This is a genomic window from Pedobacter sp., assembly GCF_039594775.1.
In the GTDB taxonomy this organism is placed as follows: Bacteria; Bacteroidota; Bacteroidia; order Sphingobacteriales; family Sphingobacteriaceae; genus Pedobacter.
The window spans coordinates 71,867-87,039 of the sequence record NZ_JBCNMT010000010.1; the positions used below are offsets into that span (position 1 = coordinate 71,867).

Below are 15,173 nucleotides of genomic sequence, written 5' to 3' on the forward strand. Positions count from 1 at the left end.
AGGCCATATCGCTTATTTAAAATTTAATTTTAAAAAGATGAGATAAACCAAATTTAGTTATTTAAACTACAAAAATGATATACTATATATACTATAAATTTGGCAAACCTCATTAGCTAGATTTTCTTTCAAGAGTAATTCCATGCCTCATAGCGACAAATGACATGAAATATTATGGAACCAATTTGAATAACTTTCCAGGTAAAGCAACAATAATTCCTTTCATTTCTAAAGTAAGCAGTATAACCGCGAGCTTGCTTTGGGCAATATTTGTTTTTAAGGCCAGCTCATCAACTGGTAATGCGGTTGGTAATAATGCTTCGCAGACTATTCTTTCCTCTCGGTTTAAGTCTAACGGTAACTGTACCTGAACTGGAGGCTTGGCTTGAGTGGCTTGGCCATCCCATCCTAAATAATAAATTAGATCTTGTGGACTGTTAATGAGCCCTGCCCGATTTGTTTTGATCAGAAAGTTACAGCCTTCGGAAAATTCGTCGTTTACCCGACCTGGGAAAGCATAAACGTCTCTATTATAGGAATTAGCAATTTCGGCCGTAATTAAAGCACCTCCTTTGCTTGAAGCCTCCACTACTATGGTTACATCGGCCATGCCTGCAATAATACGGTTACGTTTGGGAAAATTTTCTCTATCGGGTTTAGTTCCTGGGAGGAACTCGGTGAGCAGTCCGCCACATTTTAGCATATTGGCGGCCAGTTCCCTATGTGTAGCGGGGTAGATCCGGTCAAGTCCATGTCCCAAAATGCCAATGGTTGGCACTGCCTGCAATACGCTTTCCTTATGCGCTGCAGCGTCTATGCCATAAGCCAAGCCGCTTACTATTAATACCTGATAGGGTTTCAATACTTCTATCAATTGTTTGCAGAGCATTTTACCATATGGGGTAGCGTTTCTGGTGCCTACAATACTTACTACTTTAGATGCATTAAGATTTGTCGTTCCCTTATAATACAATAACAATGGGGAATCATAACAGTTTTTCAGCCTTTTGGGATAATCCTCATCCTCATAAAAAAGCACCTTTATTTGATGTCTGTTGATGAACTCTAGTTCTTTCTCGGCCAATTCAAGAGCATTGGTCTGCAAAATGGTTTCAGCTGTTTTTTTACCAATTCCTTCTATTTCTTGCAATTGCTTCTGGTTAGCGGTAAATACATCCGCCGCACTCCCAAAATACTGGAGAAGTTTTTTGGCAATTAAAGGCCCCACCCCTTCTATAAGGGTAAGGGCAATTTGATGTTGTTTGCTCATAGGTAAATTTATATCGCTGTATCACAACAGCTTAGCAATAAAACTATAAAAATAGTTTGTAAACTATTTTTATAGTTTTAACTTTATATTATTAAGCAAGATAATTCATTATGAGAGAATTAACAAAAGCAGAAGAGCAAATTATGCTTATTCTTTGGGAACTTAAAGAGGCTATTGTAAAAGATGTTATTGACCGCATGGAAGCTCCAAAACCTGCCTACAACACGGTTTCTACCGTAATTAGGGTATTGGAGGGAAAAGGTTTTATTGACCATAAGGCCATTGGCAACACGCACATTTATTTTCCTATTATTACGGAAGAACAGTATAAACACTTTGCCTTTGACAAGGTATTGAACAACTATTTTGAGAATAGTTATGAAAGCTTGGTTTCTTTTCTGGTAAAGGAAAAGAATATGGATGTTTCACAACTGGATGAAATTATTGCACTTGCTGAACAACTTAAAAACAAGAAATCATGAACTGGCTGTATTATTTGTTAGAGGCTAACCTGTATTTGGCCGCCTTCTATTTTCTGTATAAGTTGTTATTGCAAAATACCACTTTCTATCATGCCAATAGATATTTTTTGGTATTGAGCATTATAGCGGCATTTACCATTCCTTTTATACAATTAGGTTTTTTAAAGCCAGTACTAGCGGCTACTACAGCAATACAAATTGATGAGAACCCGCAACAATTTATAAAAGTAACGATGGTAGACCAGCCTACGGGACGGTCCGTCAACGACTACCTTTTATATGGATACCTGGCCTTGGTTATTGGTTTGGCTGCCAAGTTTCTTTTTTCAATTGCAAAAATCATTCGCCTATACTTTAACCATCAGAAACGTGAACTGGGCAAATATACCTTGGTAGAGCTAACCGCCGAACATACTGCTTTTTCGTTCTTTAATGTGCTTTTTATTCACCCCAGTATGGCCAAGAACAATGCTGTGCTGACCCATGAAATGATACACATTAAACAAAGGCATAGTTTAGACATTATTCTACTGGAGCTTTTGAAAATCATCTGCTGGTTTAATCCGGTAGTATATTTCATGAAAAGGGACCTAACGCTTTTGCATGAATATATTGCCGACGAAAGTACTACGGCCAAGGGTATTTCCAAACATGAATATGCGATGTTTTTAATCGAAAATTCAATGGCTTCATTTTCCCCTTCTCTTGTCAATCAATTTTTCAATCAATCAATATTAAAAAGTAGAATCAACATGTTAAACAAAGAAAAAACAGCAAATTGGGCTAGGCTCAAGTATTTGCTGGCCGTACCGCTAGGCGTGGGCCTATTATGTGCATCGACACTTAGTTTTAGCAAAAGCTATGGGTATGTAGAGATTATCCCTAGGCAAGAGCAGCCCAAAGAACGAGCGGCAAAGCGTCAAAACGAAAAGAAGACCTATTATCCAGATTTTAAATATGATGAGCATAACAACTTTATATCTCTGGAAAAGAGAGTTATTGTTATCAATGGAAAAGTTGTTTCAGATAGAAACAAATATTATGGCTCTGCTAAAGCTGAAAAGATTATTTTTTTATCAAGTGAAGCAGCCGTTAACAAATATGGAAATGAAGGAAAATATGGTGCCGTTGAAATTATAGGCAAAGATGTTGCAATGACTCCCCCCCCACCAGTAATGCCACAAGAAAATAAAATTAAGAAAGACCAAGCTAAACTCCCTCCTCCTGCCATAGAAGCTCCTCCTAAGGGCAAAAAGCTCAAAAAATTCCCACCTCCAATTGTTAAAGCTGATGAGGTCAAAAAAACAACTGGCGTAAAGGAAGTTAGGGTAAAAGAAATAAAAGAGAAAAGAACGACATCTAACGATGGAGAGTTGGTTTCCTTACCGATGAGGTATGAGAAATACCCTCAAAAAAAGATAGAAGGAATCCTGCTACAGGAAATAAAAGCTGACCAACCTATAAAAAAAATAGAAGGAATCAAATTGGAGGAAGCAAAAGACAATAAACCCAAAGAAATTAAGTCTATTAAAATTGAAGCTACCGAAGCTCCAACCAAAAAAGTACAGGGCGTAAAAATTGGAAAAGCAAAATCGCCCACCACCACCACTACTAAAATAGCCCTTTCGCAGCAGCTAAAGACTGGCTATAATGGCAAGCCCTGGCTTTTATACAAACCTCAACCTGCAGAAGACAAAAATGACCGTTGCTAGTTGATCCGACTACTGCGGAATATAGACCACATATTTGGTATCGAAGAAATCTTCTTCAAAATAAGCTGAAAGCGGATATAGTTCTGCTTTCAGTTTTGATTCTTTAATCTCTTCGGTTAAATCGCCACCTTTTAGGTAAAGAATGCCGTTCCTTAGGGCATTGATATTTTCCTTAGAGAATTTCCCTCTAACCCAAGGATAAAAGTCGGCTAAACGCGTTACCGCCCGCGATACCACAAAGTTATATTTATCGGCAATCTGCTCGGCCCTACTGTGCGACCCTTTTACATTTTTCAGCCCCAAAGCGGTTGCTACTTCGTTAACCACTTTGATTTTTTTCCCAATAGAATCTACCAGATGGAACTGTGTTTCAGGAAATAAAATTGCCAAAGGAATACCTGGGAAACCACCACCCGTGCCTACATCCAATACTTTTTCGCCTGGTTTAAAGGCGCAAAACTTTGCAATGCCCAACGAATGTAAAATGTGGCGCTCGTATAGTTCGTCAATATCTTTTCGGGAAATTACATTGATTTGGCTATTCCAAAAACTGTAAAGCTCATACAGTTTTCCAAATTGCTCAATTTGCTGCTGAGTTAGCTCAGGAAAGTATTTGAAAATGATATCGGGTTTTACCATTGGGCAAAGTTATAAGTTAAAGTGGAAAGTTAAAAAAGTGGTTGGGGATTAGGGACTAGTAATTAGTGGCTAGGAATTAGAGATTAGTGGCAAGTGGTTAGTAAATTGTTGAGCAGATTTAAGTATAGATGGCAGCCCATCCTTAGTCTTTGTTTTTTGCTCTTTATTCCTTGATCTTCTCTCTTTGTTCTTTTATCTTTACGCTCTTCTCTACTTCCACTGTACTTTTTTCACAAATACAGATAAGATGGCATTAAATACCAAGAAGGCCATTAGTACAACGTCCAAAATTGGGAACCACCATCTTAACTCACCATAATTTAACCTTTTTAGTAGTTTAGGGTAAACAAAGCATCTAATGATCAAACTCAACAGGAAAATTCCTGCGGCTACAAAGCGTGTAGCAGGGATAATAGCCAAGGCAATTACCAGTGCATAAAAGCAAAACTGTATGGCAATTTGCGCTGAAAGAATAAATTTATGTTTGGGTTTATAGAACTTTCCGGCACCAATGTGTCTTTTCTTTTGGCGTAGATAGGCAAAAAATGAAGTTTTAGGTTCACTCCATACGTGCGCTTCTCTATGAATCTGGATGATGGTGTTTTCAGGTCGTGCGTTGGCATTCACAAATAGGTCATCATCACCGGAAGGAATGTGCATGTGCGCAGCAAAACCTTTGTTTTTAAAGAAAAGTGATTTTTTGTAGGCCATGTTTCTGCCCACTCCCATGTAGGGCATGCCTTTTAGTGCGAACGACAGGTAGTTAACGGCAGTAAAAAACGTTTCGAAACGGATCAATACGTTCAATAAAGATTTTCTTTTAAAATAGGGAGAATAACCTAACACAATCTCTATTTTGTCGTCTTCGGGTTGTTGCATTCCCTTTAGCCAGTTATTGGTTGCAGGTTCGCAATCTGCATCCGTAAACACCAACCACTCGTGGCTAGCGGCTTTTATGCCCATGGTTACGGCAAATTTCTTACCGGCAATGAACTTATTCCCTTCGGCTACGTGCACGACTTTTAAATTGCTGTATTTTTTCTCGAGTTCTTCTAAAAAATCGACTGTACCATCCCAGGACCTATCGTTAACCACTACTACTTCAAACTGGGGGTAATCTTGTTCAAATAGGCTGGGCAGATACTTTTCAAGGTTTTGGATTTCATTGCGTGCGCAAACAATTATACTAATAGGTTTACGATTTGCAGTAGGCAAGTCGCCAATACGATATTGCGCTAGTTTTAAATGTACGCCCAAAACATAGTAAAGATGTATGAGGAAACAGATGATCAGAGCGCTTAGCAAGCAGATTTCGAGTATGTTAAATTCCACGATGGTATTCTAAAGCTAGCAAAGGTCTGTTTTTTAATTCAATTTGTGGGTATTGTTGAAAAAATTGGGATTAGTAGTTAGGAACTAGTGACTAGGGATTACGGTCTTTTCTTTCATATATCGCAGATTTACCACAGATTTTTTGTTATTCCAAACCTCATAGGTTTTTGAAACCTATGAGGTCTATTTGGCTACTGCTACAAAAAGTATTCCCTGCCTACCGCAGGCAGGCGCTGCAATTAGGTTTAACACACCTTGATCTGTGCACAGAAATTGCAAAATAAACCCGATTGTAGCGGGCACGATCCCGATTTAACATGGGGAGAGTAAAGCGAAAAGCGGGACTAACGTAGATAGTAGCAGAAATTTTGCTTTTCAAATTAATGAGCTAATGAAACTATAAAAACAACATTGCATAAGTAATCTAATTCGATTTAGGGCACAATTTGACAATTAATCTTTACTTTTGTCGGATTTTTGAAGAGGAAAGCAAAGCATGAAATTTAACTTACAGGCAAAGGACCCAAATTCTAAGGCAAGAGCAGGTGTAATTACCACTGCTCATGGCGATATACAAACCCCTATTTTTATGCCTGTAGGCACCGCGGGAACTGTAAAAGCGGTACACCAAAAAGAATTAAAGGAAGATGTTAAGGCCCAGATCATATTGGGCAATACCTACCATTTGTACTTACGTCCGGGATTGGATGTTTTGGAGCCTGCTGGTGGTCTACATAAATTTATTGGATGGGACAAACCTATTTTAACGGATAGTGGCGGCTATCAGGTTTATTCGCTAAGTCAAGTGCGAAAAATAAAGGAAGAAGGGGTTACTTTCCGCTCGCATATTGATGGTTCTAAACATTTATTTACTCCCGAATATGCCATGGACATTCAGCGCACTATTGGTGCGGATATCATTATGGCCTTTGACGAGTGCACGCCTTATCCCTGCGACTATAAATATGCCGCAAACTCTATTAACATGACCCATCGCTGGTTGAAGAGATGCTGTGAGCGTTTTGATACTACGGAACCTAAATATGGTTACGACCAAACCCTGTTCCCTATTGTACAGGGCTCTGTTTATAAAGACCTAAGGGTAAAATCGGCAGAGTTCATTGCTTCCATGGGTCGTGAGGGCAATGCCATTGGCGGCCTTTCCGTGGGCGAACCTGCCGAAGAAATGTATGCCATGACCGAAGTGGTTTGTGATATTTTACCTTATGAAAAACCTCGCTACTTAATGGGTGTGGGCACTCCAATCAATATTTTAGAGAATATTGCGTTAGGAGTAGATATGTTTGATTGTGTAATGCCTACCAGAAATGCCAGAAACGGCATGTTGTTTACCAGAAACGGTATCATTAACATTGGTAATAAGAAATGGGCCAGCGATTTTTCGCCAATTGATGCGGAAAGCGATTTATTGGCAGACCAAGTATATTCCAAAGCTTATTTAAGACACTTAATGCACAGCAAAGAGATATTAGGATCACAAATTGCTACGCTACATAACTTACATTTTTATTTATGGCTAGTAAATGAAGCCCGAGAAAAAATTATTAGTGGCGAGTTTTATGAGTGGAAAAACAAAATGGTTACTATCTTAGGAACAAAACTCTAAATGAAATTTCTTTTCCGACGTTCAAAGCTCATAGACGCCTATATTATTGGCAAATACCTAGGTACTTTTGTGTACACCTTAGCGGTATTTGTGGTGGTTATCGTGATTTTTGACCTTTCGGAGAAGCTAGATGACTTTTTGGAAAACGACATGACGATATGGGAGATCTTCTCTCAATATTATGCGGGCTCTATCCCGTTTTATGTCAACATGCTCTCGCCTTTGATGAACTTTATTGCGGTAATTTTCTTTACTGCAAAAATGGCCGACCAGACCGAAATTGTACCTATTTTAAGCGGTGGCGTAAGTTTTAACCGCTTTTTAAGACCTTACTTCATTTCGGCGTTTATCATTTTTGCCCTAAACTTAGGAGCCAACCTTTTCATGCTGCCCTACACCAACAAAATCAAGAACAGCTTTGAAAATCAAGTAATCAAGAAAAACGACCCCTATACGAAGTCGAACATCCACATGAGAATAGATGAACATACGTACATCTTTATCGACAATTTCGACAACCGAAGTAATATTGGCTACAGGTTTACGCTAGACCGTTTTAAAGGCGATGTGCTGGAAAAAAAGCTGATGGCGGAACAAATCAGTTACGACTCGGTTAAAAGGGTTTGGAAACTGAGCAATTACACCATACGTAATATTGATGGCCTAAAAGAAAGCATGGTATATGCCAATAACAAGACCAAGGATACCGTTTTGGACATGAAGCCAGACGATTTCTCGGTGTACGACAACGTGGTGGAAAGTATGACCAGTAGAGAGCTATCCGACAAGATCAAAAAGGAAAAAATCAGGGGCTCCGGAGTGATGAACGATTTACTTTTTGAACAATACAAGCGTTTTATACAGCCTTTATCGGCTTTTGTTTTAACCCTTATTGGTGTAGCACTATCTTCCAGAAAAGTACGCGGGGGCGTGGGCCTTCCTTTAGGAATTGGCATTGTTTTAAGTTTCTTGTTTATTGTACTTAACCAGTTTGCCAAAATGTTCTCTACCAAGGGCGGTTTACCTCCACTGGTTGCCAATTTATTGCCCGTCATGATATTTGCCGTCCTTGGCTTATATTTGTTGCGAAGAGCGCCGAAATAACTATTCAAAAGGAGATAAGATATTAATTTCCTTGCGAGCCACATCACATTAATGCCATTAACTTTTCTATGTGCCTATATGGTTCATTTCAGCTATCTTCCTGCTTTAGATATGCCAAATCTGAAAAGGGCTATTAAAGAGAACATTAAACACATAGGGCATTATTTCACCTAGGTTAAGGTATAATTTTTTAAAGGCCAAACAGTGTCGATTTTCCGTAAAACGAAAAGGAATTACTTAGATTTGAGACATGTTCAAAGGCTGTAAAATGCCTACCTAAACCTATATACCTAATAACTATGCCAGTAATTGAACTCATCACTAAAATAAACGCCCCTATAGAGATTTGTTTTGATTTGGCGAGAAGTATCGATTTACATCGGATTTCTACTTCCCACACCTCAGAAGAAGCCATTTCAGGCGTTACCAGTGGACTTATTGGACCAAATGAATATGTGACCTGGAGAGCCACCCATTTCGGCATTAAACAAACACTTACTTCAAAGATTACCAGCTTTGAACGGCCTTATTATTTCGTAGATGAGCAAGTGCAAGGTGCCTTCAAGTCTATTTACCATGTACACAAATTTGAAGCGGAAAATGGGCAAGTGACCATGATAGACCACTTCGAATACACCTCTCCCTTTGGGATATTTGGGGAGCTTTTCAACCAGCTTATCCTTACTTCATACCTACGAAAACTGCTGCTTAAAAGAAACGAAATCATTAAGTTTTATGCCGAAACAGACCAATGGAAATTGGTATTGGACGAGCACAACTACCTATAAAAAACAAACTAAACCGGGCTCGCTTTCAAGCTTTACGCACCTCCTTTTTTTAGCCCAAAAAGCCCTAAAAAAGCAGGGGTAAATTATCCTAGAAAAAGCCTCTGTCTCTCCATCAATTTCACCTCAGAATTTGACCTCAAAAGCCGGGCAAAACAAAAGGATTTTCCAGACAAAATACACTCGTAAAAAAGGTCCTCAAAACAAGATTTTTGAGTTGTTAAAACAAGCTAAAAAACATCCCTAAACCGACTAAAAAAATCTAGAAAAAGAACCACCATCCTCCCCTCAAAAGTTCACAAAACAAGACTATATTTTCAAGCAAACAGAAGTATTAGAATCACTATATCACTTTCAAAAAAAAGAAGAAAAGCTGCTTCACCTAACCGACATCCCCCTTAAAAATCGTTGACAAACCACACTTCCAAAACCCTACATCTAAACTAATTTTCACCTGAAAAATGAAACCAGTTAAATATCAAACTTAGCTCAACGCCAACAAAAAATCATAAAATATAAAAATTAAAAAAATACACTATCTAGCTTAATAAAGCAGACAATAGAATAGTAACAAAACCATCAACCCTCCGAAAGAGACAGCCCTAAAACGACGCTCAAATTTCGGCAACCCACAATAAATCCTCCAGTTTTTACGCTTAATTTTTAAGTAGCAACAGGATCTAGCGTCGCAAATTTTCTATACATTTTAAAAAATCAACCGAATTTAATTTCAAAAAAACAAGCACTAATAGTGTACAAGTTATATCAATAAAATAGCTTATCTTAGAAATCGGAAAAGAGGGCAAAAACCTCAAAAAACACTAACACAAAAGACAAAAACAACATTAAAAACACAGTTAATTAAAAAAATTTAATTAACTAACAATCAATAAAATTAATTCATTTATATCAACAATAAATAAAGCAAAAGCAAACCTAAAAAAGAAAATAAAAACTAATATTTTTAGCAAACATTTTATACCGCTCATATTTAAAATAAAAATCAATTGAAATTCAGAATATTACTCATATTATTATTAAGTTTTTGTTCACTAAAGGTTTTTTCGCAGTTTTTTGATGAAAGTCAAACGCCGCTTAGTGTAAAATGGAGGCAAATTGAGCATAGGGGCTTTAAAATCATCTATCCCCACACACTAGAAAAAGAAGCACAAAGAATGGCCAATACGCTAGCCTACATCTACCCTACCGTGGGCAAGAGCTTGGGAGAAAACAGAACCGTTATTCCAGTCATCCTGCAAAACCAAGGAACTACCTCAAATGGCTTTGTTCAACTAGCCCCAAAAAAATCACAATTCTACACTATGCCATCTCAGCAGTTCGACAGTCAGGACTGGCTAAACAACCTTGCCGTTCACGAACTGAGGCACGTGGCACAGTTCAATAAAATCACTGGAAAGCGCGGCTTCCCCTTTCCCGAAGAGCTGTACTTTGGCTACATTGGCGTGAGCACTCCGCTCTGGTTTTTGGAGGGTGATGCGGTGAGCACCGAGACCTCGCTCACCTACTCAGGAAGAGGTCGCCAACCCAACTGGATCATGCCATTTAGAACCTCCATTTTAGAGGGCAAAAACTTCAGTTATTCCAAGGCCTATTTTGGCTCCGAAAAAGATGTTACACCAGGCTATTATCAGCTCGGTTATTTAATCAATTCCAACCTCCAAAAAAACTACGGAAACAACATCGGAAACGAGCTACTTTCCGACCTCAATAAACGACCTTTAAGACCCTACCCTTTTTCGCAAAGCCTTAAAAAATTTACGGGTAAAAACACCAAGCAGTATTACCTCAAAACACTCGAAGATTTAAGGTTGGCTTGGACCAAACAAAATGACCAAAATCAATCCATCAACTATAAGAGCTTAAATCCAAAAAGCACCTATGCCACCAACTATCATTTACCCACTCAACTGCCCAATCAAAATCTTTTAGCCATTAAACAAAGCAAGCGCGAAACTCCAGGTTTTGTTAGCCTCTCTCCAGACGGAAAAGAAAAGACTTTATTGAGGATTGGTTACCAAGAGCAGCCTTGGTACAGTTATGGAAATGGCAAAATAGCTTGGGACGAACGCAGGGAAGACCCGAGGTACAAGCAACGAAGCTATAATGTGGTTTGTATTTACGATTTGCAAAGCGGGAAAAAACAACAACTCACCCATCAAACTCGTTTATTTGCGCCAAGCATTTCTGGAGACGGTCAAAAACTCATTGCCGTAAAAGTAGATCTCGGTAACCAAAACACTTTAGTGACTTTGGATATGGTCACCGGAAAAATCATCGACAGCCTACCCAATCCAGAAAATTACCAAATACAAACTCCTACCCTTAACCATGACGGGAGCAAAATGGCTTGGATTACCGTTACCGAAAAAGGAAAATCACTTTGGTTAAAGGAAGGCCAAAATTTAAGCCAATTAATCAGTGACAGCAGACAGCAACTGAGCAGACCTGTATTTTTTGGCGATAAAATCGCATTTAATGCTCATTTTAGCGGCGTAGACAATATTTATGAAATAGACCCCGCATCAAAAAAGATAAGCGCGCTCACGGCTTCTAAATACGGCGCCTTTAATGCGAGTTTTTCTACCGATAGCAAAACCCTTTTGTTTAACAACTACCAGTTGATGGGTTACGAAATTGCCAAAACTGAAATTAATCCTACCCCTATACCAGAAGACCACTTTGTATACTTTGGCCAGCCAATCAAAGCTGAGGATTACGTATTTGCCCATGTTCCCGATAGCACTTTTAGCTCCAAAAGCTATAGTCCGTTGAAACACATGTTCAATTTTCATAGCATTAGCCCTACTTCCGACGATAATGTGGAGCGTGTGGGTTTACAGCTCAAATCCGACGACCTGTTGAATACCACCAGTGTTTACGCGGGCGTTATCTACGAAAGTTCGCTACGCCGTTTTGAGTACAATGCGGGGTTTAAGTACAAGGCACTTTATCCTGTCATTAACATCAACTATCGCAACAGGCCGCGATTGGCCAATTACCGCTTCCAAAATACCATCCATCAGGCCAAATGGCGTGAAGATTATATCGGGCTTACCGCTTCCCTACCTTTAAGCTTCAATTCCTTTAACCACTTGTTCAGCTTTATTGGTGAGGCTGGAACCTATTACGTAAACCGGCATTTTGATCCTGTTGACGACAAACGATTGGTAAACACCATCGAATTCCCCATGACTTACAGAATAGGCTTTAACCATCAGGTACGAAGTGCCGAGCGGGATATTGCACCCAAATGGGCACAGCTTATCGAGCTTAAATACCAAAACCTACCATTTGACCGCAGCCTAACTGGGCGCCTTTTCGCCTTCGAAAGTTTCTTCTATTTCCCTGGCTTAGCTAAAAACCACACCCTATTGGCCAGCTTTAGCTACCAACAAAACAGCGGCACTTTCAGAACGGTTAACGATATTCCTACTGTTTACGGCTATAACCAGATCAGGGCAAAAAGCCTCCTAAAAAACACTTTGCTGTTCAATTACCGCTTTCCTTTCCTGTTTCCCGATCTAGAAATTGGTCCTTTCGCCTACATCAGGAACGTGAGGGCAAACTTTTTCAGCCACTACGAAAACATTGGCAAAGAAACCAACCTAGCGCAACCCAAAACCTTTGGCATCGAATTGCGTAGCGACATGAACCTTTTACGCTATCAACCGGTAGCCGATGTGGGTGCGCGCTTAATTTTTGTTAACAACATCTACAATCAAAATCCTATATTCGAAGTGTTATTCAACTATTATTTCTGAAAACATGAAAGGCAAAACCATATCCATCATTGTCATTACCGCATTATTGACCTTGTTTTTAGTGGCCAACAACGATGCTGTTGAGTTCAATTTCCTACTTGGAAAACCTGTAGAAGTATCGAAATTGATTGTTATTGGCATTTGTATACTTATTGGCTTCATTTTGGGCTTTATTGCTGGACGTCCCCGCAAAACCTATAGCAGCTACAACGAGGAAGTAGAGAAAAACTATGCTAACGAGCAGAAAAATACTTTAAGCGACGAGGATAGAGACTACATTAGTTAGTTTTTTTTGAAAAAGAGCGCCGAGAAGCTTTTGGGAAAATATAGTCCTGCTTTTCGGCTTTAGTCCCTTGCTATGCTTCGGGCGCTGTCGCCTACAATCAGGTTTAATTGGCAAAGGCTATGGTTAATGTCTAATTGTGAATGGTTAATGAACATCAAATAAATTAGCGGGTATCGTATTTAGAGATTCCTCGCTACGCTCTGAATGACAGCCAAACCAAAAGGGAGAGTGGGGCCCTATTAACCACATTAACTATAAAATGCCTTAGGATTCTTCACTATGTTCTGAATGACAAATAGCATATTATCCAGCGCTATTATTCTCTAGAAAACAAAAAAAGGCCAGCATTGCTGCCGACCTTTTCACTATATAACTAACTCTAAAAATTATTCGTATCTGTAAACTACTGTTTTGCTTGAAGTAGCTAAACTTGCTACCACATAAAGCAAGCCATTTGGAGCAGCCTGTATGTCGAATGCATTGATCTTTTCATTAATAATCTTACGTTCGGTATTCCAGTTATTGGTGATTTTGTTTAAAGTTTTCACCACTAACGATGTTGCATTAGCATAAGCAAAATACAGATTGTCTTCCTTGTCAACCACTAGCGCAAAAGTATCTGAAACCGCACCGCTCAACACGCCATTGCCTATTTCCTGCCATGTATTGGTACCAGCATTGTATTTCATTACATGGTTCATTCTATTAGCTCCAGAGCCTACCTGGAAGGCCAAATAAGCCTGTCCCGTTTTATCGACTGCTGCTGCTACCGATTGGAAACCCACTAAACCGTCAGGTGCAGAAAAAGAGGTTGGCCCTACAGCAGTCCACACATTATTGGCAAATTTGTAAAGTGATGGTCTATTAGCGCCCGTGGTTCTTTCCATAAGCCCTAGGTAAATGTTGCCATCCAATCCTCTAATTAAATTGTTCTGGAACATTGTTTTTCCGGTCAAGGCACCTGTTGCATCGCCCCAAGCGCTGTTTTTGTAACTGGTTACATAAACTCCCCTTTGCGGAATACTAGGATATTCTGTGGCATTGCTTTGTTTAGTCATGGAAATCATCGGCACATCGCTTGCATCCATTGCCATTGTCAGGTAATCTACCTTCATTGGGGTAAACCTGCTATTCCCAATAGCCGACCAAACTCCACCTGTATATTTTTTAACGGTACCTCTTTGTTCCGCACCAAAATAATCCTTATAAGCAACATACAGCTCCCCAGTGCTATTAAAAGCAATCGTCTGTGCATCGGCTCTAAAATCAGAAATGCCCAATTTATCGCCAAGGTTTTGCCATTGACCACCTACATATCCCATTACTGCTACTTTTCTGTTATCTGTGGCAATGGTTAAACCATCTTCTCCTTTGCCTGTACGTTGGTAAATGAAATAAGGCATACTGTTGATCGGGTTGATTGCCATTTTTGGAGATGCCGCCGTTGGCACCGTTAAATTATCTCCAAACAGCTCCCACTGTTTGCCCAAAAACACCACATTTACCTTGTACTCAAACGGCGTAGTTAATGACGGCTCGTTAAAGGTATAGGTAACTTGACTATCGAAATTATTTGCAGTTACTTTACTTTGTTGATCAACGGCTCCCACCTTTAAACTGGCACCAGTTGTTGTTGTAAATCTTGCTTTAAGCCCTAAAAAAGAAACTGTTTCAGGAATTGCAACTTCTACCTCAAACCCTCTAATTATCCCCACATAATCAGCAGGCAAGCTTGGATTATCTTCCTTATAGAAGCCATAGCTGGTCAAGGCAATTTTCTTGTTTACGGTTACCGTATAACTTCTGGTACTTTTGTCTTCTGCTTTTACCCTATAGCTTTTTGCAGTAGTAAAATCTTGTATGGTAATGCCCGATTCCTGCACTTCGTTACCCACTTGTACAATCGTCCTCGGGTTATCTGTTTTAAAAATGGCCTTTAACTCGGTGACATCCACCTCTGTTGGCAAAACAATTTCGATATTGCCATCAGTAATTACCCCTTGGTATTCCTTTTCTACATTCTGGGCATCTTTTATCTTAAAAGAAAATGATTCGATACCCTTGGCGTACATTACTGGATCTTTTTTACAACCAGCCATTACCGCTATTAAAAGCAGCAACGAAACACCCAGTTTGTTAAAAATAGTCTTCATG

11 protein-coding genes are annotated in these 15,173 nt (G+C 39.3%); 7 read left to right on the forward strand and 4 right to left on the reverse strand.

The window, feature by feature from the left end; translation table 11 throughout:
* Positions 1–172: 172 nt before the first annotated feature.
* Positions 173–1,270 carry a DNA-processing protein DprA gene (gene dprA / locus ABDV71_RS18610; RefSeq protein WP_343535242.1) on the reverse strand — a complete coding sequence of 366 codons (1,098 nt, stop codon included), beginning with the start codon at positions 1,268–1,270 and terminating at the stop codon, positions 173–175.
* A 110-nt stretch (positions 1,271–1,380) separates the two neighbouring features.
* On the opposite strand from dprA, the gene ABDV71_RS18615 reads away from it, so the two are divergent.
* Both ABDV71_RS18615 and ABDV71_RS18620 read left to right on the forward strand, forming a co-directional pair.
* Positions 1,381–1,752 (forward strand): BlaI/MecI/CopY family transcriptional regulator, encoded by a 372-nt coding sequence (locus tag ABDV71_RS18615; RefSeq protein WP_343535244.1) that lies wholly within the window; start codon positions 1,381–1,383, stop codon positions 1,750–1,752.
* Entirely contained in the window at positions 1,749–3,464 is a 1,716-nt protein-coding gene (locus ABDV71_RS18620) for a M56 family metallopeptidase (protein WP_343535246.1), read from the forward strand. The genes ABDV71_RS18615 and ABDV71_RS18620 overlap by 4 nt, the downstream gene beginning before the upstream one ends.
* A 9-nt stretch (positions 3,465–3,473) precedes the next feature.
* Here the strand turns inward: ABDV71_RS18620 and rsmG are convergent, their stop codons facing one another.
* Together rsmG and ABDV71_RS18630 are read right to left on the reverse strand one after the other, a co-directional pair.
* On the reverse strand, positions 3,474–4,103 hold the full coding sequence (gene rsmG / locus ABDV71_RS18625; RefSeq protein ID WP_343535248.1) for a 16S rRNA (guanine(527)-N(7))-methyltransferase RsmG: 630 nt from the start codon (positions 4,101–4,103) through the stop codon (positions 3,474–3,476).
* 210 nt (positions 4,104–4,313) lie between these two features.
* Positions 4,314–5,435 (reverse strand): glycosyltransferase, encoded by a 1,122-nt coding sequence (locus ABDV71_RS18630; protein ID WP_343535250.1) that lies wholly within the window; start codon positions 5,433–5,435, stop codon positions 4,314–4,316.
* 496 nt (positions 5,436–5,931) lie between these two features.
* On the opposite strand from ABDV71_RS18630, the gene tgt reads away from it, so the two are divergent.
* From tgt to ABDV71_RS18655, 5 genes are all read left to right on the forward strand, one after another.
* The gene (gene tgt / locus ABDV71_RS18635; protein ID WP_343535252.1) at positions 5,932–7,062 is read left to right on the forward strand and encodes a tRNA guanosine(34) transglycosylase Tgt; all 1,131 of its coding nucleotides are present in this window, start codon (positions 5,932–5,934) and stop codon (positions 7,060–7,062) included.
* Positions 7,063–8,166, forward strand: a complete 1,104-nt coding sequence (locus ABDV71_RS18640) for an LptF/LptG family permease (protein ID WP_343535254.1) — start codon at positions 7,063–7,065, stop codon at positions 8,164–8,166.
* Between the two features lie 299 nt (positions 8,167–8,465).
* A complete protein-coding gene (locus tag ABDV71_RS18645) occupies positions 8,466–8,954 on the forward strand; it encodes an SRPBCC family protein (protein WP_343535256.1) in 489 nt (162 codons plus the stop codon).
* A 1,004-nt stretch (positions 8,955–9,958) separates the two neighbouring features.
* Positions 9,959–12,733: a hypothetical protein gene (locus ABDV71_RS18650; protein WP_343535258.1), complete on the forward strand. Its 2,775-nt coding sequence runs from the start codon at positions 9,959–9,961 to the stop codon at positions 12,731–12,733.
* A 4-nt stretch (positions 12,734–12,737) separates the two neighbouring features.
* Positions 12,738–13,019: a LapA family protein gene (locus ABDV71_RS18655; protein WP_343535260.1), complete on the forward strand. Its 282-nt coding sequence runs from the start codon at positions 12,738–12,740 to the stop codon at positions 13,017–13,019.
* A gap of 386 nt (positions 13,020–13,405) precedes the next feature.
* On the opposite strand, the gene ABDV71_RS18660 is transcribed toward ABDV71_RS18655, so the two are convergent.
* The gene (locus ABDV71_RS18660) at positions 13,406–15,172 is read right to left on the reverse strand and encodes a hypothetical protein (protein WP_343535262.1); all 1,767 of its coding nucleotides are present in this window, start codon (positions 15,170–15,172) and stop codon (positions 13,406–13,408) included.
* Position 15,173 lies beyond the last annotated feature (1 nt).

Coding starts and splice junctions, on each gene's coding strand:
- dprA (WP_343535242.1), bottom strand. CDS start 1,270: ATGAGCAAACAACATCAAATTGCCCTTACCCTTATAGAAGGGGTGGGG.
- ABDV71_RS18615 (WP_343535244.1), top strand. CDS start 1,381: ATGAGAGAATTAACAAAAGCAGAAGAGCAAATTATGCTTATTCTTTGG.
- ABDV71_RS18620 (WP_343535246.1), top strand. CDS start 1,749: ATGAACTGGCTGTATTATTTGTTAGAGGCTAACCTGTATTTGGCCGCC.
- rsmG (WP_343535248.1), bottom strand. CDS start 4,103: ATGGTAAAACCCGATATCATTTTCAAATACTTTCCTGAGCTAACTCAG.
- tgt (WP_343535252.1), top strand. CDS start 5,932: ATGAAATTTAACTTACAGGCAAAGGACCCAAATTCTAAGGCAAGAGCA.
- ABDV71_RS18640 (WP_343535254.1), top strand. CDS start 7,063: ATGAAATTTCTTTTCCGACGTTCAAAGCTCATAGACGCCTATATTATT.
- ABDV71_RS18645 (WP_343535256.1), top strand. CDS start 8,466: ATGCCAGTAATTGAACTCATCACTAAAATAAACGCCCCTATAGAGATT.
- ABDV71_RS18655 (WP_343535260.1), top strand. CDS start 12,738: ATGAAAGGCAAAACCATATCCATCATTGTCATTACCGCATTATTGACC.
- ABDV71_RS18660 (WP_343535262.1), bottom strand. CDS start 15,172: ATGAAGACTATTTTTAACAAACTGGGTGTTTCGTTGCTGCTTTTAATA.